Genomic DNA, 22,188 nt, shown 5'->3' with positions numbered 1-22,188 from the left:
GCCAATAAATCTATTCGCGCGCAGGGCGCGGCAGGGCTTGTTAGCATGGCGGGCGCCGATTCCTCCTGCGTCAGGTGCAGGCGTGCCCTGCGGCAGCGGCTTGTCACCCTCGCCTATTCAATCGTCCAGACCAGCGGCGGGCGGCCGCCCTTCGCGGTCCGCATGCGCACGCCTATGTTTCTTCCGCATCCTGCAGCGAGGCCCTCGAACAATCCTTCCAGCACCTTGGCGCAGGTGGGGTGATAGTCGGCGACATCGTCCATCAGCTTCCAGCTCCGCTGATGGATTGCAAAGGCGCCTTCGGATTGCGAGGTCTCGGCGGCATCGTCCTGCGCGGCAAACAGCGCGCTCAGGAACGATGCGAATTCGCCCGCACCACCGCGGCCGCGGCCCATCGCCAGCGCCGCCGCGACCTCGTCGAAATATTGCATGCCGATCAGCTTGCCGGTGAGATGCAGGAGATAGCCGGCGTCCTCGGGGCCGAACAGCTGCACCATCACGGGCGCGGCGGTGCGGACATATTCCATGGCGTAGTTGCGATAGGCTTTCTCGAGCCGCGGTTTCGGCCAGCTCGTCACCGGCAAAGCCGGCGCGGTCTTCGCATCGAACGTAGGGGCCTCCAGATGCCGCGCGAACACCAGGCGCTGGTCGAGATCGAGCGGATGGTCGTATTGATGATAATAGCCTTCGAGCCCATCCTGGCCGTCGACGCTCTGCTTGGTGCAGACGAAGCCGAGGCGGAGATCGCCGAGCGCTACGCCGTTGTTGGCGTGCCAGCCACGCAGCATCGCGCGAGAGACTTCGCCGGGCACGCCGCAGATTGCGGTGCCCCTCCAGATCCAGCGCGGCGGCGGGTAGCGGATCCAGGCCTTGGTGTCGCTCTCATACATGTATTCGACATGCACGCCGCCGATCCAGTTGGAGAGATAGTGATATTGCGCGGCAGCCACCGCCGGCGGCAGATGACGGAGGCCGAGCTTTTGCAAGCCAGGCAGGAAGCGCTCCTGCTGCTGGCGGCGGAACACGCGGAAGACGAATTCAGCGGCATCCGCCGTGCCGCGCCGCGTGACCACGGTGAGGATCAGGCCGGTGAAGTAGGCGTGATAGAGATCGGCGACCGCGCGCCAGCGTTTCCATTGGGCTTCCTGCGCTGTGTCTGATATGGCGGTCATGTTCGCTCCCGATCATTGTTTTGATCGAATGTGTCACTGCACCGGGTGACAGGCAACATGCCACGCATGCAGGCCGCCCTGCACGACGGCCCGTCAATTCCGCATCACGAATTTTGCGCAGCCTTGGCCGCGCGCTCGCGCTCAATGCGCTCCGTCACGTCGCGCGCCATCGCGACCGATCCGAGCACGGCTGCGCCAGCATTCCGTACTAGCGCAAAGGTCATCTCAATGTAGAGCTTGCGCCCGCTCTTGTGCAGCGCGCGGGTCAATGTCGGCTTGCCTGCAAGCTTCATCGTGCCGCTGGCCAGCGCAGCCTCGAAGCCTTTCCAGTGCGCGGCGCGCAGATGCTCGGGAATGATCAGATCGAGGTTCTGGCCGAGCGCCTCCGCGGCGGAGAAACCGAACAAGGCGGCCGATGCCCGATTCCAGCGCGTGATCGTGCCGGAGCGATCCGAATAGATCAGCGCGTCCGCGACGTCGTCGATGATTCTCGCGTCAAGTTGGGATGGATTGCTCATGACACCACCTCGCATGTAGCCCGGATCTCGGCCCGCATCCTGACACATACTCGGTGTCATCGCCCGACTTGATCGGGCGATCCAGTACTCCGCGGCGGACATTTTTGAAACGAACTACCGCCGCAGAGTACTGGATGCCCCCGACAAGCCGGGGCATGACAGCGGAGCGTGGGACTAGCGCTACACCCGGAAATGCTTGCTCAGCTTCAGCCCCTGCGCCTGGTAGTTCGAGCCGATGCGCTGGCCGTACATCGCATCGGGACGCGCCAGCATCTTCTCGTAGACGAGGCGGCCGACGATCTGGCCATGCTCGAGGATGAAGGGCACCTCGCGCGAGCGCACCTCCAGCACGGCGCGCGCGCCTTGCCCGCCGGCACCGGCATAGCCGAAGCCGGGATCGAAGAACCCGGCATAATGCACGCGGAATTCGCCGACCAAGGGATCGAACGGCACCATCTCCGCGGCGTAATCGGGCGGAACCTGCACGGCCTCTTTCGAGGCCAGGATGTAGAACTCGCCGGGATCGAGGATCAGGCTGCCATCGGGACGGGCCGACATCGGCTCCCAAAAATCTTCCACCGCATAGCCGGAGCGACGGTCGACGTCGACGACGCCGGTGTGGCGCTTGGCGCGGTAACCGACGAAGCCGTTGGCCTTCTCGCCGGAGAGGTCGACCGAGACGGCGACGCCGCCGGCCAGGTCGGCATCGTCGATGTCGACGAGGCGCTCGGTCGCATGCAAGCCATCGAGTTCGTCGGCATTGAGGATGGCGTCACCGGTGCGGAAGCGCACCTGCGACAGACGCGAGCCCTCGCGCACCAGCACCGGAAACGTCTTCGGGCTGATCTCGGCATAGAGCGGGCCGTGATAACCGGCGCCGATCATGTCGAAGCGGCGGGTCCCGTCGGCGATCACGCGGGTGAAGACGTCGAGCCGGCCGGTCGAGCTCTTGGGATTCGCGGCCGCGACGATTTCCGGCGGGAGCGCGAGGCTCTCCAGCAGCGGCACGATGTAGACGCAGTTGGTCTCGAGCACCGCGCCGTCGGCAAGACTGAACTCGTGCAGCTTCAATTCGTCAATGCGCTCGGCGACGGTGGCGCCGGGACCGGGCAGGAAGCTGGCGCGGACGCGATAGGCGATGTCGCCGAGGCGCAGATCGAGGCTCGCCGGCTGGATCTGGCTTTCGACGAAGTCGTAGGCGGGCAGGATCAGCCCCGCCTCTGCCATCGCCGCAATCATGCGGTCAGGCAGGATACCATTGGCATCGGCAGCGACCGTGAACGTCAACCGGGGGTCCTCATCAAGGGGCAAACGCATCCCGAGATACGGGAAATACTAGCCTTTTACGGCTATCCGATGGACGCCTTGACGGAAAGGGCATTGCGGAATATGAGCATCACTTATCCCGTGGTGATTTGAGCCGGCCGGCTTGCAGCCACGTTAAATAAGTCGCTAAACAGGCCGGGGACCTCTGTGATCCCGGCCCGTGGAGATATCCAGGCCGGTTTTTTTGTGACCATTTTTGCTCGAATGGTCATGTCGGAGGTCCTATGTCGAAGTCGCCTGCCACTTACCGTCCCGAAACCCGCCTGGTCCATTCCGGCACCCTGCGCTCGCAATATGGCGAGACGTCGGAGGCGCTGTTCCTGACGCAAGGGTACGTCTACAACAGCGCCGAGGAGTGCGAGGCGCGGTTCAAGGGCGAGGACCCCGGCTTCATCTATTCGCGCTATTCCAATCCGACCGTCGCGATGTTCGAGCGCCGCATGATCGAACTCGAAGGCGCCGAAGCCGCTCGCTCGGCGGCAACCGGCATGGCCGCGGTGACGACGGCGATCCTGGCGCCCCTGAAGGCGGGCGATCATGTGGTGGCGTCGCGCGCGCTGTTCGGCTCGTGCCTCTATGTGGTGCAGGATCTGCTGCCGCGCTACGGCATCGAGACCACGCTGGTCGACGGCCTCGACCTCGACCAATGGCAGCGCGCCCTCAAGCCGAACACCAAGACGTTCTTCCTGGAGAGCCCGACCAATCCGACGTTAGATGTGCTGGACATTCCCTCGATCGCCGAGATCGCGCACAAGGGCGGTGCGCGACTCGTCGTCGACAACGTATTCGCAACCCCGATCTGGCAGAGCCCGCTCGCGCTCGGGGCCGACGTCGTGGTCTATTCCGCGACCAAGCACATCGACGGCCAGGGCCGCTGTCTTGGCGGCATCATCCTGTCCTCGGAAGCCTTCATCGCGGAGCACATCCACAATTTCATGCGCCAGACCGGCCCGTCGATCTCGCCGTTCAACGCCTGGGTCCTGCTCAAGGGCCTGGAAACGCTGGGCGTGCGCGTGCGCGCGCAGACCGACACCGCAGCGCGCATTGCCGAGGTGCTGGCGAGCCATCCCAAGATCTCGCGGCTGGTCTATCCCGGCCGCGCCGATCATCCGCAGGCCGCGCTGGTGAAGAAGCAGATGCGTGGCGGCTCGACGCTGGTCGGTTTCGAGGTGAAGGGCGGCAAGCAGGCGGCGTTTCGCGTGCTCAATGAGTTGAAGCTGGCGAAGATCTCGAACAATCTCGGCGACGCCAAGAGCCTCGTCACGCATCCGGCCACTACGACGCATCAGCGTCTGAAGCCGGACGACCGCGCCGCGCTCGGCATCAACGAGGGCTTCATCCGCTTCTCCGCGGGCCTCGAGCATGCGGAAGATCTGATCGAGGATCTGACCGCGGCGCTGGAGAAGGCGTGACGGGCGAATGGCGAATAGTGAGTGGCGAATAGACCCCATTCGCTATTCGCCATTCCCTATTCGCCCCTACATCGGCCGATACGTGCGCACATCAGCGGGCACGTTCACACCGAGCTTGATCTGGCCGACGGAGCGGATGATGTCGTCGGCGAGGAGCTGGGCGAAGCAGGCGTAGCCCCAATCGTTCATGTGCAGGCCGTCGGCGATGACGAAGCTCTCGACCGGGATTGCCTGTTTCTCGTGCCAGTCGCGCATCACCTCGAAGCGCGGGAAGATGCCAACGTGACGGAGCTCGGCGACCTTGCCGAGCAGCTTCACCATCTTGCCGGCGCTCTCGGCGCGCTGGTTGACCGCCGGCGAATATTGCGGATCGACCAGCACGATGTCGGCGCCGCCGGCGGCCTGGATGCGGCTGATGCCGTCCTCGACCAGCTTTGCGGTATCGGCGGGATCGAGGTTGCGCAGCACGGCGTTGGTGCCGACCTGCCAGATCACGAGATCCGGATGCACGTCGATCACCTGCGTCTGGAGGCGCTTCATCATCTCGGGCGCATCCTCGCCACCGACGCCGGCATTGATGACGGTGATGTCGGCGGTCGGATAGTGCCGGCGCAGCTGTGCGGCGAGACGGTTCGGATAATTGAACTCCGGCGAGCTCGCACCGAATCCTGCGGTGGACGACGAGCCGAACGCGACGATGACGACGGGCTGGCCGGCGACGAGCTTGCTTGCGACACGCGGCAGCGAGCCCATCGCCTTCGGGCCGCCCTTCGGCGGCAGGCAGGGCACGCGGCTGAAGATGTCGCCGGCCGACTTTGCGACTTCCTTCACCTTGTCGAGGGCGCGCGCCGTGACGCCGCGCTGCTCGGGGGACGTCGCGGCGACGGTGGTCTGGGAGGGCGGTGCGGCAGCGGGATCAGCCGGCTGCGCGGCCGTCGCCTGAGCGGCTTGCGTCTGCGCGCGCGGCTGCGAAGCGGGCATCAGCAGCAGCAGCGCCGCCGCCGCGGGCACCGCCAGCCATGACGTCAGGCAAAAAGGGCGGGGAGAACTCATTAACGCTAGACCTCAATTTTGCTGCTGGGCCGGCTCCAGATGGGCAGCATCAATCACGAACTGTGCCAACGCCCGGCCAAGGCAATCATGGACCTGTTTCGCCAGTTCAGGCCCGCGGGACGGGTTGAACAAGTCGAACTGGCCCTGATCATTCCACTGTCGCATGATCGCGAAACGGTCGAACAGCGGGACGTCGTGCTCCTGCGCCACCACACGCATATTATCGAGAAAAGGCTGCGCCGCGATCATGGTTTCAGTGCGCGGACTGTACTGCAAATTCATCAAGACGACGTCAGCCCCTGCCTTTTGCAATGCAGTAACCCCTTCTGTTACCGCGCCGCGAAAATCGTCGGGATCGATGGATCGGATAGCATCCACGGTCCCGGTCTGCCAGATGACCAAAGTAGGCGTTTTTGCTTCCATCAGCTTAACGAAAGTGGACGCGGTCTCCCCTGCCGTTTTCTTGCTCTGTATTTCTACGGAGACGTGCACCACTTCGGACGCGGGCAGCTTCTCCTTGAGGATCGTCTCCATGCGTGCCGGATATGAGCTGCTCTCCGAGGATGGAATCGTGGTTGAGCGGCTTCCGATGACCAGAATCTCGAGCGGCTTGCCGGCCTTGATGGCATCGGCGACCTTGGGCAGCTGGCTTTCGCTGGTAAGCAGATAGGACGGCAATTCGCAGGCCGCGGGCGCGGCCGAGGCAGCAGGCGCAGCATCGCCCGCGCGCGCCGTGGCCGCGGCGAGGCCACCGCATAGCAGGATCAGGCTCAGGAGAACCTTCGCCTTCATCAGCCCCCTCCCGCCAGATCGGCGTTGCCGACGGCGTTTTTGGTTTTCGCACCGCTCTTGTCAGCCACGCGCTTGTACCACGAAATCACCCACGCCACCCCCCACATGATCAGGATTCCGGAGAGACTAATCAACGCATGCATGGCTGCCCCGCCGGAAACTTCGGCCAGGATGAAATGGCCGGCGAAAGCCAGGAAGACGCCGAGACAGAAGATCTCGAGCGAATGCTGCCCGCACAGGATCAGCGGCCGCAGCCAGGGCGATTTCAGGCCCGGCCAGGTCCGCGGCAGGAAGCGCACGGTGAGCGCGGCCAGCGCCAGGAAATGGGTGAAGCGCAGCACGTCGAGATCGGTCTTGTCGATCGGATACATCCACTGCTCGAGCCGCTTCGGCATGAGGTGGCCGAGCTGCGGCACGTACCAGGTCAGCGTCACGTAGAACGCCGCGGCGAGATAGGCGATCGAGATCCACATCGTCACGGGTGATGCCAGAATGCGCGACATGCGCCGCGCGCCTCCGAGCGCACACCATGCACCGAAGACGAAAAGCAATTGCCAGGCCAGCGGATTGAACGCCCAGAAGCCGTTCGGATAGGCCGAGAAGTAGAGGTCGTATTCCCAGGTCACGGCGTAGAGCACGACCGAGAGGCCGAGCGTGACGTCGGGCTTCCACTTCATCGACCACAGGATCAACGGCAGCGCCAGCATCAGCACGATGTAGAGCGGCAGCACGTCCATGTTGACGGGCCGGAAGCGTAGCAGCAGCGCCTGGACGATGGTGACGTCGGGCTGCTTGAGGAAATCCATGATGCCCATCTCTTCGGTGTAGAGCGGGTTCTCGAAGCTGGTCGCCACATAGGAGATTTCGGCGAGGAAGATCGTGAACAGGAAGACGTGGGCGACGTAGATCTGCCAGACGCGGCGCAGGATGCGCGCCGTGGCGATGACGGCGCCGCTCTCCAGCATTGCCCGGCCGTAGACGAAGGCGGCGGTATAGCCGGAGATGAAGATGAAGATCTCGGTGGCGTCGCTGAAGCCGTAATTGCGAATGGTGAACCACGTCAGCAGGCTGGTTGGCAGATGGTCGATGAAGATCAGCCACAGCGCCAGCCCGCGGAACAGATCGAGCCGGAGCTCGCGCTCGCCGATCGCCGGCAGCGTAATGGCTGGCGCGGCGGCGCGCGGCTTGGTTCCTGCGGGTTTGGCACCGGCGGTTCCCGCGATCGTCGATCCCGTCACTTGGTCGGCAATGGTCATCGGGGCCAAAAACCCTTCCGCAAATCGCGACGTTCAATGGAGTTTACCGGTCCGGCCGTCGTCTCGCAAAGCGGCCGGATCACATAAGGTTGTCTCCCCTTGGGAGTCCCTTCCCCGCGAATTCTGGCGGGACGATGTCGCCAAAGCCGTCTCCGGCGTTTGGTTCCCCAGGAGGATTTCGCTATGATGGGCCATCATGTACCGCGCCGTGACCCGCCAGATCGAAGTGACCGTCGAGCCGAGCTTTGTTCCGGAGCAGTCGTCGGCCGACCGCTCCCGCTATTTCTGGTCCTACACCATCGTCATCACCAATTCCGGCGACGAGACCGTGCAGCTGAAGACGCGGCACTGGATCATCACCGACGCCTCCGGCCGCCAGCAGGAGGTGAAGGGCGAGGGCGTCGTGGGTGAGCAGCCGATCCTGGCCCCCGGCGAGCGCTTCGAATACACCTCCGGCGTGCCGCTCACGACCGCCTCCGGCTTCATGACCGGCCGCTACCAGATGGTCAGCGAAAGCGGCGAGCGCTTCGAGATCGACGTGCCGACGTTCTCGCTGGACAGTCCGGACAACAAGCGGGTGTTGAACTAGCCTCCGATGTCATTGCTCGCGAAGGCGGAGAATCCAGCAAGCCGCGGCCTATCGGTTCAATCACTGTTCGGCTCAATCACTGTCGTCTCGGACTAATGGATCGCCCGATCACGGCCGGGCGATGACAGCGAGTACGTGCGAGCAGCCTCCCCAGCCTCGTCATTCCTAGCCTAGCTATGCGCGATGCCTAGGCGTCCTCCACGCCCGCCTCGTGCGGCGTGAACTGGTAGACCGACGAGCAGAACTCGCAGGTGACGACGACCTTGTCGTCCTTGACCATCGCGGCGCGATCGTCGGGCGAGAAGCTCTTGAGCATGGAGGCAACCGCATCGCGCGAGCAGGAGCACCGCGCTTCGAGAACCTGCGAATTGAATACGCGCACACCGCGCTCGTGGAAGAGGCGGAATAGCAGCCGCTCGCCGGAGAGCTCGGGATCGATCAGCTCGACGTCCTCGACGGTCTCGATCAGCGAGCGCGCCTCGACCCAGGCGTCGTCTTCGGCGACGCTGTGCACCTCGCTGCCCTCGGGCGCATCCCCGGGATGCAGGTCCGCCTGCCGCGCGCGCTCCGGCGCCTTGGGCAGAAACTGCATCAACATGCCACCGGCGCGCCAGCGATGCTTGCCGCCGTCGCTACTGCGCCATTCCTCGCCGACCGCAAGACGCACGCGCGTCGGGATCTGCTCGGAGCGGAGGAAATATTCGTGAGCGGCCTCTTCCAGGCTGCCCCCGTCGAGCGCGACCAGACCCTGGTAGCGGCTCATGTCGGGGCCCTGGTCGATGGTCATGGCGAGATGACCGCGGCCGAGCAGCGTGCCGGAATCTTTGGCGTCACCCAGACGCGCGGCATCGAAGCGCGCATAGGCGCGCAGGCGATCCGGCGCCATGTAGTCGACGACCAGGAACGACACCGGACCGTCGGTCTGGGCCTGAAGGATGAAGCGGCCCTCGAATTTCAGCGCCGAGCCGAGCAACGTCGTCAGCACGATGGCCTCGCCGAGCAGCTTGCCGACGGGAGCGGGATAATCGTGCTTGGTGAGAATGTCGTCGAGCGCCGGACCGAGCCGCACCAGGCGGCCGCGCACGTCGAGTGCGTCGACCTCGTAGGGCAGCACGGCGTCATCGATCGGAACCGGTGATGGCGCGCGAACCGGGCCTTCTGGCCCGGTTTTCATGTCAGGGGATTGGGAAACCATGGCCGTGTATCTGGGGTCGGAGGTGGGAAATGGAAGGGGGCGCGAGGGAGTGTTCCCGAGGCAGTTATGATCACACACGATACTGCTAATTCGGGGTCGTCCCGGCTTTCGCCAGGACGACGAACCAAACCCACTTCGCCTTCACCAGGCTGCGCTACTTCACCGCGTCAAAGCACCAGGCCAATATGCCCTTCTGCGCATGCAGGCGGTTTTCGGCCTCGTCGAACACGACCGATTGCGGGCCGTCGATCACTTCATCCGTGACCTCCTCGCCGCGATGGGCAGGCAGGCAGTGCATGAACAGCGCGTCGGGCTTGGCCAGCGACATCAGCTTGGCATTGACTTGGTAGGGCTTGAGCACGTTGTGGCGGTGCTCGCCTTCCTTGTCGCCCATCGACACCCAGGTGTCGGTGACGATGCAGTCGGCGCCCTTTACGGCGGCTTCCGGATCGGTGCCGAGCACGATCGGCGCATTGGTCATCTTGATCCAGTCGCGCATCGCCTTTTTCGGCGCGAGCTCCGGCGGCGTTGCGACGTTGAGCTGGAACTTGAAGCGCTCGGCGGCGTGGGCCCAGGACGCCAGCACGTTGTTGTCGTCGCCTGTCCAGGCCACCGTCTTGCCCTCGATCGGGCCGCGATGCTCCTCATAGGTCATGAGGTCGGCCATCACCTGGCAAGGGTGCGAACGGCGCGTCAGGCCGTTGATGACGGGCACGGTCGCATAGGCCGCAAGCTCCAGCAGCGCCTCGTGATTGAGGATGCGGATCATGATGGCGTCGACATAGCGCGACAGCACGCGCGCGGTGTCGGCGATGGTCTCGCCCCGGCCGAGCTGCATTTCGGCGCCGGTGAGCATGATGGGCTCGCCGCCGAGCTGGCGCATGGCGACGTCGAACGACACCCGCGTCCGCGTCGAGGGGCGCTCGAAGATCATCGCCAGCGTCTTGCCTTCGAGCGGCCTGACCGGCTGATGCGCCTTCTGCTTCGCCTTCATGGCGGAGGATGCGGCGAGCATGCGCTTGAGCTCCGACAGCGGGAGCTCGTTGATGTCGAGGAAGTGCTTTGGCGACTTGCTCATCAGCTTGCCGCCCGCTTGGTCTGACTGCACGAGATCGCCGCGCAGGCGCGCTCGAGCCGCCCGACGCTGTCCTCGATCTCGGCTTCGGTGACGATCAGCGGCGGCAGGAAGCGCACGACATTGTCGCCGGCGCCGACGGTGAGCAGCTTTTCGTTGCGCAGGGCGGCAACGAGATCACCCGAAGGCACGACCGCCTTGATGCCGATCAGGAGCCCCTCACCGCGGACTTCGCTGACGATATCAGGATAGCGATCGATCACCGAGGCGAGCTTCTGCTTGAGCAGCAGCGACATCCTCTGCACGTGATCGAAAAAGCCGGGCTCGAGCATGACGTCGAGCACGGCGTTCGCAGCGGAGATCGCGAGCGGATTGCCGCCGAAGGTCGAGCCGTGCGAGCCGGGCGTCATGCCGGAAGCCGCTTCCGCGGTGGCAAGACAAGCGCCGATCGGGAAGCCGCCACCGAGCGCTTTCGCCAGCGACATCACGTCGGGGGTAACGCCGAGACGGCGATGCGCGAACAGATCGCCGGTGCGGCCCATGCCGGTCTGCACCTCGTCGAACGCGAGCAACAGCCCCTTCTCGTCGCAGAGCTGACGCAGCGCCTTGAGGAAGGCGGGTGTTGACGAACGCACGCCGCCCTCGCCCTGGATCGGCTCGATCAGGATGCCGGCGGTCTGCGGACCGATCGCCTTCTTCACGGCCTCGATGTCGCCATGCGGGACTTGGTCGAAGCCATCCATGGGCGGGCCGAAACCTTCAAGATATTTTGCCGAGCCCGTCGCCGCCAGCGTCGCCAGCGTGCGGCCGTGGAAGGCGCCTTCGAAGGTGATCATGCGATAGCGATCGGGATGGCCCTTGGCGGCGTGATAGCGCCGCACGACCTTGATCACGCATTCCAACGCTTCGGCGCCGGAATTGCAGAAGAACACGAAGTCCGCGAAACTTTCGTTGCACAGACGCGTTGCAAGCCGTTCGCCATCGGGACTCTGGAACAGGTTCGACATGTGCCAGAGCCTGGTCGCCTGCTCCTGCAACGCCTTGACCAATGCGGGATGGGCGTGGCCGAGCGCGTTCACCGCGACGCCCGAGGTGAAATCGAGATAGCGATCGCCATTGGTCGCGATCAGCCAGCAGCCTTCGCCGCGCTCGAAGCCAAGGTCCGCCCTGGCGAAAACGGGAAGCAGATGCGGCGCGGCGCTGTTGGTCATGACCATCACTTGGATGTTGCATTTGGACGTTGAGACCTGCCTGGCATGCCTTGCGCAGCGCACCATTGACCGGTCCGGAAAACGAAACGTGCCGCCTTTTAAGGGCGGCACGCGTCACCATCTTATGCCTGGCAAGACGGGTGTCAATGCCGCCCGGAAAGCCTCGCGAAACGCCGAATCCGTAGTCTTGCGGTGCCGATCTTGCAGGGTTTTCACCACGGAACATGTGGAAGCGAGTCGGCGGACTCTTGCGCGGGAGTCACGCCATATTGTAGCGTTTGGACTGTCAGATACGACATCTCGTGCAGCGGTTCTGATCCCAAGAGTCCTCATGTACCGGCGTAAACGTTCGGGCGTCAGTCACGCGCCCGGCGAGCCTTAAGGGATTCTGACGGCACGGGTTTTTCAAGGCTTAAGCATTCGCTGTGAGGCCCCAGGATGGCGGCGCGCAACGAGGGAAAGGGTGCAATGACGGTTTTGACCTGGTCCGATGATCGCGTCGAGCAGCTGAAGAAGCTCTGGGAGGCCGGACTTTCGGCCAGCCAGATCGCGGCCGAGCTCGGCAATGTGACCCGCAATGCCGTGATCGGCAAAGTGCACAGGCTTGGCCTGTCGGGCCGCGCCAAGAGCCCTTCATCGGCAGCGCCGCGGCCGCGCAAGGCGCGGCCCGCGCAGCATATGATGCGGGTGACCCGGCCGATCTCGCGCGGCAACACCGCGCTGGCGCAGGCCTTCGAGGTCGAGGTGGAGGCCGAACCGGTCACCTACGACAACGTGGTGCCGATGAGCCAGCGGCTGTCGCTGCTGGAATTGAACGAGGCGACGTGCCACTGGCCGGTCGGCGATCCCTCCAGCCCGGACTTCTTCTTCTGTGGCGGCAAGGCGCTGTCAGGCCTGCCCTACTGCGCCCAGCACTCGCGCGTCGCCTATCAGCCGGCAGCGGATCGCCGGCGGGCGGCACCGAAGCCGAGCACGCGGTGATTATTTCCTGAGATCGAGCCGGCAGCCGTCACGCGGTGACGGCGCAACAAACCCGATGTCGTCCCGGACAAGCGTAGCGCCGATCCGGGACCGATAGCCACCGCAAGCCGTGGTTACGGGGCCTCGGAGTTACCTTTTTCGCGCAACAATGGGCCCGGGTCCCGGATCGGCGCTTCGCTCCGGACAACGCTGCGCGTTGCCGGAGCTACGCTTGTCCGGGACGACGGCCGAGATTGTTGACGCAGCTGGGCCTACGTCTGCTCCGCCTTTGCAAACCGATCATCCAGCGCATAACCCGCGCCGCGGACGGTACGGATCGGGTCCTGCTCGCGGCCGAGATTGAGCAGCTTGCGCAGGCGGCCGATATGGACGTCGACGGTGCGCTCGTCGATGTAGATGTCGCGGCCCCAGACGCTGTCGAGCAGCTGCTCGCGCGAGAACACGCGACCGGGATGCTCCAGGAAAAACTCCAGCAGGCGATATTCGGTCGGGCCGAGATCGATCGGCCGGCCCGAACGCGCGACGCGGCGCTTGTCGCGATCGAGCTCGATGTCGCCATAGGCGAGCACGGTGGCGAGCCGCTCGGGGCTTGCGCGCCGCAGAAGGCCCTTCACGCGCGCGAGCAGCTCCGGCACCGAGAACGGCTTGACGATGTAGTCGTCGGCGCCGGTCGCAAGACCCCGCACCCGCTCGCTCTCCTCGCCGCGCGCGGTCAGCATGATGATCGGGAGCTGCTTGGTCTCGGGACGGGTGCGCAGCCGCCGGCACAGCTCGATGCCGGACAGTCCCGGCAGCATCCAGTCGAGCACGATCAGATCGGGGATGTGTTCCTTAAGGCGGGTGTCGGCGTCGTCGCCGCGCATCACCGTCTCCACGTCATAGCCGTCGCCTTCGAGGTTGTAACGCAGAAGCTCGGTGAGAGCTTCCTCGTCCTCAACCACCATAATGCGTGCGCCCATGTTGTCGTCGCTCCCTAGGTATTCGGTACCGTCGTGGCGAAGGTCGTCATGTCGCCCTTCGGCCGCTTGTCGGTGATCGCCTGCCCCTCGATCATGTAGAACACGGTCTCGGCGATGTTGGTGGCGTGATCACCGATCCGCTCGATGTTCTTGGCGCAGAACATCAGATGGATGCAGAACGAGATGTTGCGCGGATCCTCCATCATATAAGTGAGGAGCTCGCGAAACAGAGAGGTGCAGATGGCGTCCACTTCCTCGTCGCCCTTCCACACTGCCATCGCCGCCGGCAAATCGTGCGCGGCATAGGCATCAAGCACCGACTTGACCTGCTGCTGCACGAGGTCGGTCATGTGCTCCAGGCCGCGGAACAGTTTCAGCGGATGGAAGTCTGTCTCCAGCGCCGCAACGCGCTTGCCCATGTTCTTGGCGAGGTCGCCGATGCGCTCAAGATCGGTGGCAACGCGCATGGCGCCGACGATCTCGCGCAAATCCACCGCCATCGGCTGGCGGCGGGCGATGGTGAGCACGGCGCGCTCCTCGATGCGCTTCTGAAGCGCGTCGAGCTCGGCATCGGTGGTGACGACGCGCTGGCCGAGCGCGACGTCGCGGCGGATCAGCGCGTCGACGGAATCGACGATCATGCGCTCGGCGATGCCGCCCATCTCGGCGACGAGGCGAGTGAGCTCCTGGAGGTCGGTATCGAAGGCCTTTGCGGTATGTTCAGTACCCATGTCCCGTCTCCTCAGCCGAACCGGCCGGTGATGTAATCCTGCGTACGCCGATCGCTCGGCGACGTGAAGATCTTGCTGGTGTCATCGAACTCGATCAGCTCGCCGAGATACATGAAGGCGGTTTTATCAGAGACGCGCGCCGCCTGCTGCATATTGTGGGTGACGATCGCGATCGTGTAGTTCTCGGACAATTCCTGGATCAGCTCCTCGACCTTGGCGGTCGAGATCGGGTCGAGCGCCGAGCAGGGCTCATCGAACAAGATCACTTCGGGCCGTACCGCGACCGTGCGGGCAATGCAGAGGCGCTGCTGCTGGCCGCCGGAGAGCGACAGGCCGGACGCGTTGAGCTTGTCCTTGACCTCGTTCCACAGCGCGCCGCCGCGCAGCGCCTTCTCGACGCGGTCGTCCATCTCGGACTTCGAGATCTTCTCATAGAGGCGGATGCCGAAGGCGATGTTCTCGTAGATCGTCATCGGGAACGGCGTCGGTTTCTGGAACACCATGCCGACCCGGGCGCGCAGCAGGTTGAGGTCCAGCTTGGGATCAAGGATGTTGGTCTGGTCGAGCAACAGCTGGCCGGTGGCGCGCTGGCCTGGATAGAGATCGTACATCCGGTTGAAGATGCGCAGCAGGGTCGACTTGCCGCAGCCCGACGGGCCGATGAAGGCCGTGACGCGGTTGGTGCCGAGGGCCAGATTGATGTTCTTCAGCGCGTGGTGCTCACCGTAGTAGAAATTGAGGTTGCGCGCGGTCACCTTGGCAGGCGCCTCGGGTAGCGGCTGTGAGCCGGGATGAACGGTCGGCGCACTTACGGAAACAGACATTTCACTCATTTTGCAGTCCTCTCGGCGCCAAGGATGCGCGCGCCAATGTTCAGGGCAAGCACGGTCAGGGTAATGAGCAGCGCCCCACTCCAGGCGAGCTGCTTCCAATAGGCGTAGGGGCTCTGCACGAAGTTGTTGATGGTGACAGGCAGGTTGGCCATCGTCTTGTCGAGACCGAGGCTGAAGAACTGGTTCGATAGCGCCGTGAACAGCAGCGGCGCGGTCTCGCCGGCGACGCGCGCAGTCGCCAGCAGCACGCCGGTGATCAGGCCGGAGCGCGCGGCACGATAGGCGATCCGTTTGATCACCAGCGAACGCGGCAGGCCGAGCGCGCTGGCGGCTTCACGCAGCGGGTTCGGCACCAGCAGCAACATGTCTTCGGTCGTGCGCACCACGACCGGGATCACGATCACGGCGAGCGCCAGCGCGCCGGCGATCGCCGAGAAGCCGCGCATCGGCACCACCACCGCGCCGTAGATGAACAGGCCGATGATGATCGAAGGCGCCGAGAGCAGGATGTCGTTGATGAAGCGGATCACCGAGGTCAGCTTGTCGTTGCGGCCGTACTCGGCGAGATAGGTGCCGGCGAACAGGCCGAGCGGCGCGCCGATGCCGACGCCGATCACGGTCATGATCAGCGAGCCGACGATGGCGTTGAGCAGACCGCCCTCGTTCGATCCGGGCGGGGGCGTGTTCTCGGTGAAGACCTGGTAGTTGAGCCCGGCCAGGCCATTGTAAAGCAGCGTGATCAAAATCAACGCGAGCCAAGTGACGCCGAAGGCGGCGGCTGCGATGCAGAGACCGCGGATGACGATGTCCCAGCGGCGACGGCGCGAATAGATCGGGTTCATGGCGTCACTTTCCGGCCTTGGTTTCCAGCCGCATCAGCATCAGCCGCGCGGCGGCGAGCACGAAGAACGTCAGTACGAACAGGAGCAGGCCGAGCAGGATCAGGCCGGACTGGTGCAGGCCGTCACTCTCGGCGAATTCGGAGGCGATCGCCGCCGAGATCGTGGTGCCCGGAGCGAAGATCGACGAGGAGATGCGGAACGAGTTGCCGATGATGAAGGTCACCGCCATCGTCTCGCCGAGCGCGCGACCTAGCGCCAGCATGACGCCGCCGATGATGCCGATGCGGGTGTAGGGGATCACCACGCTGCGGACGACTTCCCAGGTGGTGCAGCCGACGCCGTAGGCGGCTTCCTTCAGCACCGGCGGCACCGTCTTGAACACGTCGACCGAGATCGAGGTGATGAAGGGCAGCACCATGATGGCGAGGATCAGCGCGGCATTGAACAGGCTGAGATAGGACGGCGGACCTGCGAAGATCGCCCCCAGCACGGGGACGCCGTCGAAGACCCGTATCATGAAGGGCTGGAAGGTGTTGGCCAGGAACGGGCCCAGCACGAAGAAGCCCCACATGCCGTAGATGATCGAGGGAATGCCGGCGAGCAGCTCGATCGCCATGCCGATCGGGCGGCGCAGCCATTGCGGGCAAAGCTCGGTGAGGAAGATCGCAATACCGAGACCGACCGGAATGGCGATCAGCATCGCGATGAAGGAGGTGACGAGCGTGCCATACATCGGCCCGAGCGCGCCGAGCACGGGCGGATCGGCCGACGGCGCCCAGCGCTGCGTCCACAGGAACGAGAGGCCGTATTCCTTCATCGCGGGGAAGGCGCCGACGATCAGCGAAATGATGATGCCGCCGAGGATCAGCAGCACCGAGATCGCGGAAAGTCGCGTGATCCAGTAGAAGGTGACGTCGCCGAGCTTGAACGCGCTCAAGGCCTTGGCGCGGTCATATGGTCCGGCGTCGTCGATTACATCGCTCTGAACGGCCATCTCTGCCACGCCGATCCCCTGTACCCAGATTTATAGACGCTTGTTGCCGGTCCCGCGCCCCCGACACAGCACGACGCTGATCGGGGCCCGGTTGTTGTCCCGGCGCTGCGCAGCAGCGTTTCACGCTGCTGCGCGTCCGGGACATGAGAGCCGTTCGCCTCAGCTCTTGATCTCGGCGGCCCAGGTCTTCTCGATCAGCTGGACGACGCTGTCCGGCATCGGGATGTAGTCGAGTTCTTCAGCCGCCTTGCCACCGTTCTTGAACGCCCAGCGGAAGAACTTGATGGCTTCCTGGGAGGCGGCCTTGTCGGTCGCAGACTTGTGCATCAGGATGAACGTCGCCGCAGTGATCGGCCAGGACTTCTCGCCCGGCTGGTCGGTCAGGATGACGTAATAGCCAGGAGCCTTGGCCCAGTCGGCGTTGGAGGCGGCGGCCTGGAAGGCCTCGACGGTCGGCTGCACCGGCTTGCCGGCCTTGTTGACGAGACCGGTGTAGGTCAGCTTGTTCTGCTTGGCATAGGCGTACTCGACATAGCCGATCGAGTTCTTGGTCTGGCTGATGTTGCCCGACACGCCTTCGTTGCCCTTGGCGCCGACGCCGACCGGCCACTCCACTGCGGTGCCTTCGCCGACCTTGCTCTTCCAGTCCGCGCTGGCCTTGGAGAGATAGTTGGTGAAGTTGAAGGTGGTGCCCGAACCGTCGGAACGGCGGACCACGGTGATCGCCTCCGCGGGCAGCTTCACGTTCGGGTTGAGCTTTTTGATCGCGGCGTCGTCCCATTTGGTGATCTTGCCGAGATAGATGTTGGCCAGCGTCTCGCCGTCGAACACCAGCTCGCCGGGCTTCACGCCCTCGAGGTTGACGACGGGGACGATGGCGCCCATCACCATCGGCCACTGCACGAGGCCGTCCTTCTCGAGCTGCTCGGCCTTGAGCGGCGCGTCGCTGGCGCCGAAGGTCACGGTCTTCGCCAGGATCTGCTTGATACCGCCGCCGGAGCCGATCGACTGGTAATTCAGACCGTTGCCGGTCTCCTTCTTGTAGGCATCAGCCCACTTCGAATAGATCGGGAACGGGAACGTCGCACCGGCACCCGTGATATCGGCAGCAAAGGCCGCCGTCGCCGAGGCGGCGACCAAGCCGGCCGCGACGATCGTTTTGAGGAAATTCATGCTGGTCTCCATACAGGGGAGCGAAGCGCCATCCGCGCCCGATCGCGCTCCCCGCGCCGCCCCTTTAGGAGCGGTCGGCTGTGCTTTTACGAAGGTTTCGTGACAGCTGGATGACACCCTCAAGCGATTGGAATCGCTTGATTTTTACGTCGCAACCGAAGTCCTAGTCTGGGGAAAACAGGCTGTAAAAGTGGCGCCCTGCCGGGGGACGCTTTCGATCAGAAGCCGGCCGCGATGACGGTTAAGAATATGTTTCACCAGCGATAATCCGAGCCCGGTTCCGCCCTGCGCGCGGCTGTCGCCGACGTCGACCCGATAGAAGCGCTCGGTCAGCCGGGGCAGGTGCTCCGGTGCGATGCCGGGGCCGAAATCCCGGACCATGACGCGGATTTCCTGAGCCCCATCAGTGACCGCGCTTGAGGTCAGCGACACAATGACGCGTCCGCCCGATGCGCCGTATTTGAGCGCGTTCTCGATCAGGTTCTCGAACAGGCGGAGCAGCTCCTCGCGGTCGCCCGCGATCATCACGGCGGCTTCCGGCAGATGGGTCTCGACATCGACCTGACGCTCCCGCGCCAGCGGTTCGAGCCCGTCCGCGACTTGGCGGATGATCGGCAAGAGGTCGACCAGGGTGTCGGGGCGGACATGGGCCGACAGCTCGACCCGCGACAGCGACAGCAAATCGTCAATCAGGCGCGCCATGCGGGTGGCCTGGTTGTGCATGATGCCGAGGAAGCGCTCGCGCGCCTTTGGATCGTCCTTGGCCTGGCCCTGGAGTGTGTCGATGAAGCCCGACAGTGCGGCGAGCGGGGTGCGCAGCTCGTGGCTGGCATTGGCGACGAAATCGGCCCGCATCTCCTCGACGCGCCGCAGCGGCGTCTGGTCGTGGAAGGTCATCAGCATGCACTTGTCGGCGCCGCCGAAGGTGGTCGGCACCGGCACCGGCGTGATCATGAGCTCCATCCAGCGATCGACCGGAACATGATCGAGATAGGTCGCGCGCCGCGGCTCGGTGGTCGCGATCGCCTCGCGCAAGGCCGTGATAATCTCCGGCGAGCGCAGCGCGAATTGGGCAAGCTCGTTCCTGCGCAGCGCCGGCGCGAGCTGGGCGGCGGCGGCATTGAGGTGGATGACGCGGCCGGCGCGGTCGAGCAGCACCGCAGGATCCGGCATGCCGGCGACGACTGCGGCCACCGCCGCGCTCTCGACCGGATTGATGCGCCTGACGTCGTCGCGCGAGGCGGCGGGATCGTGCAGGCGCCAGGGAATCAGCGCCGCGGCTGCAATGCAGAGGAATACGATGGCAGCGTGCAGCACCGACAATTCGCCGAGCGAAACCACGACGGACAGCGCCAGCGCCGCGGCGATCAGGACGATGGTCGAGTGTCGCAGCCGGTCGGACCAGGGCTGGCTGGAGGGAGAAGATGGGGCGTCGATCGCCATCGGGGAGGGCTTCTCCTAAAAGGCCTGCGCCGGTCAGGCGCCGCTGTCGCTGCGCTCTCTCACATAGGCGGCCTCACGCGCCGGTCCGGGGTCGAGCTTGAGCGCCGCCTGCTGCAAGCGCTTCGAACGTGCGCCGATTATAACTTCGCGAAACGTCAGCAAGATTACAGATATGACGAAGGGGGACAGATAATAGAGGACGCGGAACAGGAGCATCCCACCCAGAAGCTCCTCCCGGTCCATCTGCCAGAGGCCGACCAGCATGGCGGCGTCGAACACGCCAAGACCTCCGGGTGAATGGCTGGCAAAGCCGAGCAGTGTCGCCGAGACGAAGATCACTGCGACCACGACGAAGCCGAGATTGGGCTCGTCCGGGACCAGCACGTACATCGCGAGCGCGCAGAAACCGAGATCGACAATGCCGATCGCGATCTGGAGCAGCGTCAGCGGGCCGCCCGGCAGCACCACGGTCCAAGGCCCGCGGCCGACCACCCGCGGCTGGGTCCAGACCCAGACCACATAGGCGACCAGCCCCACGATGATCATCAGCGCCAGCGTCCGGTTCAGCCAGGCCGGCAGCTGGTCGATCGCGGCGGCGGCCTCCGGATGGTAGGAGATGCCGAGGCCGAGCACGGCGGCATTGCCGAGCCAGAAGGTCAGGCCGGCGAGGAAGCAGATCTTGGCGACGTCGATCGCGTTCAGCCCATAGGCCGAATAGATGCGGTAGCGCACCGCACCGCCAGTGAAGACGCTGGCGCCGACATTGTGGCCGATCGAATAGCTGGTGAAGGCGGCAAGCGCGTTAATCCGGTAGGGCACGTGGGCGTGCCCGATCGCCCGCGTGGCGAACATGTCGTAGAAGGTCAGGGTGAAATAGCCCGCGGCCACGAACAGCGCCGCCATCGCAATCTGGCTCGGCTCGGTGCTTTTGATCGCCTCGATGACCTCGTTGCGATCGATGCCTCGCAGCATGTGGTAGAGCACATAGCAAGCGATGCCGATGACCGCGACGCTGATCGCAACTCCAAGCTTATGCAGGACTTGCTTCTGGCGCAGAAACGTCATCGCCCTGCGGATGGCTTCCAGCATCTAGACCTCGAACAACGCTTCAGCGGCCAGGGTGGCCGGCGGACAGGCGGACGACGCACGGGCACTCGACGAAGCCTCGCCGCCGGCTCCGGCATCGCGCATGCCCCCTGCCCCTCCACTAGCGCGTTTTCGGACGAAGTGGAATTCGCCAATTCGAACAAAAACACGTGCCTTCAATGTTTTAGGCAGGTTGGGGGCTCCTGATGCAAGGTTTGGCGCTTTCGGCGGCAAGGCTTAATGCGAATCTCCTTGGCAATCCTGCGCAGACGCCATGAAGTTTTGATGATTTCAACCGCACAATGTTCCGTCACGGCTTAAGCCGACGTCAATCTATTGGGCACGCCGGCCTGTTGAAAGAGGGGCCGACCCGGATATTGTTCACGGATTCGAATGCGCCGGAGGGTGCTGGGCGCAGAATGGACTCAAGGCGCGGTTACATAGCCGCGGCGATGAGCGCCGGCCTGATCCTCGAAAATCGCCATGGCCGTGGTCATCCGCCGGAAGCCCAGACGTTCGTAAAAACCCTCTTTGCCGGGGACCGCGTAGAGGATGATTTTGCGATGGGTCCGGCATCGCACAAGCAAGCGCTCGATGATCTCGCGGCCGAGGCCCTGTCCCTGACGATCAGGGTGCACGGCAACATCGCAGAGATAGGCGCAGTCGCGACCGTCGGCCAGCACGCGCCCGGCACCGATCAGCCGCCCCTCGTCGCAGGCAAAGGTGCGAAACATGCTGTTGCCGAACACGAGCGCAAGATCGGCCGGCGTCTTGTGGCCGAGCGGCGCGATGCGATAGAGCTCGGAAAGCTCATGCCAATCCACGGCGGCGAGATCGTCGGTCCAGGCAATCGACATTTGCAAAGCCCTCCCCGCGTCAGTGCCGCGCGGCCGCGACCGCCGCGACGATATCATCGTCGTCGGGAAAGTGCCCCTTGCTGCGGCTGGCGACGATCCGGTCGCCGAGCCTGATCTGGAAGATCCCGCTCTTGCCGGGGACGAGGTCCGACTCCAGCGCCAGTTGCCGGCGGAGCGCCGCAGCCACGTCTCTGGCGCGCTTCTCGTATCCGCACGGGCGGCAACAAATGATGGTCACGTCAGACATCTCGTCCTCCTTCAAGCCGCGAGTTGCGGACGCACCGCTTCGATGCCGGCGATCCAGCCGGCGACCGAGCGGCCAATCGCTTCAGCGTGATCCTCCTGAAGATAGTGATGACAGAGGCAAGCTCCGCCAATCGGTCAGGGGCTTCAGGCCGCTGGCGGCGTGCTTCGCGAGACCACCCTGTCGCGCAGCCAGGCACCGATGGTGCAACCCACGAGATAACACGCGAACATGATCAGGCCGAGGTCGAGCCAATAGCCGAAGCGGCCGGGGACCACGTGCGCAAACGAAGCCGCGACCATGGCGGCGGCAAGCGCGGCGAGCCACCGCGCGGTCACCTTCGAGGTGCCGTTGCCGCGCTGGACCACGGAGATCCAGCCCATGCAGAAGCCCAGCAGCAGCGAGCCGACCAGCCAACCCATATGGAACGAAGCCAGGTAGGGCAT

23 protein-coding genes and 1 riboswitch are annotated in these 22,188 nt (G+C 64.5%); of the genes, 3 read left to right on the top strand and 20 right to left on the bottom strand.

Annotated features, from left to right (window positions below; all coding sequences use genetic code 11):
- Positions 1 to 113 precede the first annotated feature (113 nt).
- The 3 genes from IVB12_RS36895 to IVB12_RS36885 all read right to left on the bottom strand — a co-directional run bounded on the left by IVB12_RS36895 (position 114) and on the right by IVB12_RS36885 (position 2,977).
- Positions 114 to 1,172 carry a hypothetical protein gene (locus IVB12_RS36895; RefSeq protein ID WP_247307773.1) on the bottom strand — a complete coding sequence of 353 codons (1,059 nt, stop codon included), beginning with the start codon at positions 1,170 to 1,172 and terminating at the stop codon, positions 114 to 116.
- Positions 1,173 to 1,276: 104 nt separating this feature from the next.
- The gene (locus IVB12_RS36890) at positions 1,277 to 1,690 is read right to left on the bottom strand and encodes a PAS domain S-box protein (protein ID WP_247307771.1); all 414 of its coding nucleotides are present in this window, start codon (positions 1,688 to 1,690) and stop codon (positions 1,277 to 1,279) included.
- Between the two features lie 180 nt (positions 1,691 to 1,870).
- Complete coding sequence (locus IVB12_RS36885) at positions 1,871 to 2,977, bottom strand: 2'-deoxycytidine 5'-triphosphate deaminase (RefSeq protein ID WP_247307769.1); 1,107 nt, start codon at positions 2,975 to 2,977, stop codon at positions 1,871 to 1,873.
- A 110-nt stretch (positions 2,978 to 3,087) separates the two neighbouring features.
- Positions 3,088 to 3,167, top strand: a riboswitch (SAM riboswitch).
- A gap of 73 nt (positions 3,168 to 3,240) precedes the next feature.
- On the opposite strand from IVB12_RS36885, the gene IVB12_RS36880 reads away from it, so the two are divergent.
- On the top strand, positions 3,241 to 4,428 hold the full coding sequence (locus IVB12_RS36880; protein WP_247307767.1) for an O-succinylhomoserine sulfhydrylase: 1,188 nt from the start codon (positions 3,241 to 3,243) through the stop codon (positions 4,426 to 4,428).
- A gap of 66 nt (positions 4,429 to 4,494) precedes the next feature.
- On the opposite strand, the gene IVB12_RS36875 is transcribed toward IVB12_RS36880, so the two are convergent.
- The 3 genes from IVB12_RS36875 to IVB12_RS36865 are packed head-to-tail and all read right to left on the bottom strand — an operon-like array spanning position 4,495 to position 7,529.
- Positions 4,495 to 5,481 (bottom strand): SGNH/GDSL hydrolase family protein, encoded by a 987-nt coding sequence (locus tag IVB12_RS36875; protein ID WP_247307763.1) that lies wholly within the window; start codon positions 5,479 to 5,481, stop codon positions 4,495 to 4,497.
- A 12-nt stretch (positions 5,482 to 5,493) separates the two neighbouring features.
- Positions 5,494 to 6,273 carry an SGNH/GDSL hydrolase family protein gene (locus tag IVB12_RS36870; protein ID WP_247307760.1) on the bottom strand — a complete coding sequence of 260 codons (780 nt, stop codon included), beginning with the start codon at positions 6,271 to 6,273 and terminating at the stop codon, positions 5,494 to 5,496.
- Positions 6,273 to 7,529, bottom strand: coding sequence for an OpgC domain-containing protein (locus IVB12_RS36865; protein WP_247307757.1), 1,257 nt, complete (start codon positions 7,527 to 7,529; stop codon positions 6,273 to 6,275). The genes IVB12_RS36870 and IVB12_RS36865 overlap by 1 nt, the downstream gene beginning before the upstream one ends.
- A gap of 196 nt (positions 7,530 to 7,725) precedes the next feature.
- Between IVB12_RS36865 and apaG the strand changes: the two genes are divergently transcribed.
- On the top strand, positions 7,726 to 8,118 hold the full coding sequence (apaG, locus tag IVB12_RS36860; protein WP_247307753.1) for a Co2+/Mg2+ efflux protein ApaG: 393 nt from the start codon (positions 7,726 to 7,728) through the stop codon (positions 8,116 to 8,118).
- 187 nt (positions 8,119 to 8,305) lie between these two features.
- Here the strand turns inward: apaG and IVB12_RS36855 are convergent, their stop codons facing one another.
- The 3 genes from IVB12_RS36855 to IVB12_RS36845 form a co-directional block, all read right to left on the bottom strand.
- Positions 8,306 to 9,313, bottom strand: coding sequence for an Hsp33 family molecular chaperone (locus IVB12_RS36855; protein ID WP_247307750.1), 1,008 nt, complete (start codon positions 9,311 to 9,313; stop codon positions 8,306 to 8,308).
- Positions 9,314 to 9,467: 154 nt separating this feature from the next.
- Entirely contained in the window at positions 9,468 to 10,391 is a 924-nt protein-coding gene (gene argF, locus IVB12_RS36850) for an ornithine carbamoyltransferase (RefSeq protein ID WP_247307747.1), read from the bottom strand.
- Entirely contained in the window at positions 10,391 to 11,599 is a 1,209-nt protein-coding gene (locus IVB12_RS36845; protein ID WP_247307744.1) for an aspartate aminotransferase family protein, read from the bottom strand. The genes argF and IVB12_RS36845 overlap by 1 nt, the downstream gene beginning before the upstream one ends.
- Before the next feature lie 468 nt (positions 11,600 to 12,067).
- Between IVB12_RS36845 and IVB12_RS36840 the strand changes: the two genes are divergently transcribed.
- Positions 12,068 to 12,580 (top strand): GcrA family cell cycle regulator, encoded by a 513-nt coding sequence (locus IVB12_RS36840; protein WP_247281831.1) that lies wholly within the window; start codon positions 12,068 to 12,070, stop codon positions 12,578 to 12,580.
- 251 nt (positions 12,581 to 12,831) lie between these two features.
- Here IVB12_RS36840 and phoB read toward each other — a convergent pair whose 3' ends face one another.
- The 11 genes from phoB to IVB12_RS36785 form a co-directional block, all read right to left on the bottom strand.
- The gene (gene phoB / locus IVB12_RS36835; RefSeq protein WP_008143479.1) at positions 12,832 to 13,539 is read right to left on the bottom strand and encodes a phosphate regulon transcriptional regulator PhoB; all 708 of its coding nucleotides are present in this window, start codon (positions 13,537 to 13,539) and stop codon (positions 12,832 to 12,834) included.
- 14 nt (positions 13,540 to 13,553) lie between these two features.
- On the bottom strand, positions 13,554 to 14,270 hold the full coding sequence (gene phoU / locus IVB12_RS36830) for a phosphate signaling complex protein PhoU (RefSeq protein ID WP_091884957.1): 717 nt from the start codon (positions 14,268 to 14,270) through the stop codon (positions 13,554 to 13,556).
- An 11-nt stretch (positions 14,271 to 14,281) separates the two neighbouring features.
- On the bottom strand, positions 14,282 to 15,103 hold the full coding sequence (pstB, locus tag IVB12_RS36825; protein ID WP_008541003.1) for a phosphate ABC transporter ATP-binding protein PstB: 822 nt from the start codon (positions 15,101 to 15,103) through the stop codon (positions 14,282 to 14,284).
- A complete protein-coding gene (gene pstA, locus IVB12_RS36820; protein WP_247281832.1) occupies positions 15,100 to 15,945 on the bottom strand; it encodes a phosphate ABC transporter permease PstA in 846 nt (281 codons plus the stop codon). The genes pstB and pstA overlap by 4 nt, the downstream gene beginning before the upstream one ends.
- A 4-nt stretch (positions 15,946 to 15,949) precedes the next feature.
- Positions 15,950 to 16,939, bottom strand: a complete 990-nt coding sequence (pstC, locus tag IVB12_RS36815; protein WP_247308154.1) for a phosphate ABC transporter permease subunit PstC — start codon at positions 16,937 to 16,939, stop codon at positions 15,950 to 15,952.
- Between the two features lie 159 nt (positions 16,940 to 17,098).
- Positions 17,099 to 18,112, bottom strand: a complete 1,014-nt coding sequence (gene pstS / locus IVB12_RS36810; RefSeq protein ID WP_247281833.1) for a phosphate ABC transporter substrate-binding protein PstS — start codon at positions 18,110 to 18,112, stop codon at positions 17,099 to 17,101.
- 144 nt (positions 18,113 to 18,256) lie between these two features.
- Positions 18,257 to 19,555, bottom strand: a complete 1,299-nt coding sequence (locus IVB12_RS36805; RefSeq protein ID WP_247307739.1) for an ATP-binding protein — start codon at positions 19,553 to 19,555, stop codon at positions 18,257 to 18,259.
- Between the two features lie 33 nt (positions 19,556 to 19,588).
- Positions 19,589 to 20,644: a lysylphosphatidylglycerol synthase domain-containing protein gene (locus tag IVB12_RS36800; protein WP_247307737.1), complete on the bottom strand. Its 1,056-nt coding sequence runs from the start codon at positions 20,642 to 20,644 to the stop codon at positions 19,589 to 19,591.
- 422 nt (positions 20,645 to 21,066) lie between these two features.
- Positions 21,067 to 21,498 (bottom strand): GNAT family N-acetyltransferase, encoded by a 432-nt coding sequence (locus tag IVB12_RS36795; RefSeq protein WP_247307733.1) that lies wholly within the window; start codon positions 21,496 to 21,498, stop codon positions 21,067 to 21,069.
- Between the two features lie 19 nt (positions 21,499 to 21,517).
- Positions 21,518 to 21,745 (bottom strand): SelT/SelW/SelH family protein, encoded by a 228-nt coding sequence (locus IVB12_RS36790; protein WP_247307731.1) that lies wholly within the window; start codon positions 21,743 to 21,745, stop codon positions 21,518 to 21,520.
- A 143-nt stretch (positions 21,746 to 21,888) separates the two neighbouring features.
- Entirely contained in the window at positions 21,889 to 22,188 is a 300-nt protein-coding gene (locus IVB12_RS36785; RefSeq protein WP_247308152.1) for a hypothetical protein, read from the bottom strand.

Source organism: Bradyrhizobium sp. 179 (assembly GCF_023073535.1).
Lineage (GTDB): Bacteria > Pseudomonadota > Alphaproteobacteria > Rhizobiales > Xanthobacteraceae > Bradyrhizobium.
This window is presented reverse-complemented; position numbering and strand designations above follow the sequence as displayed.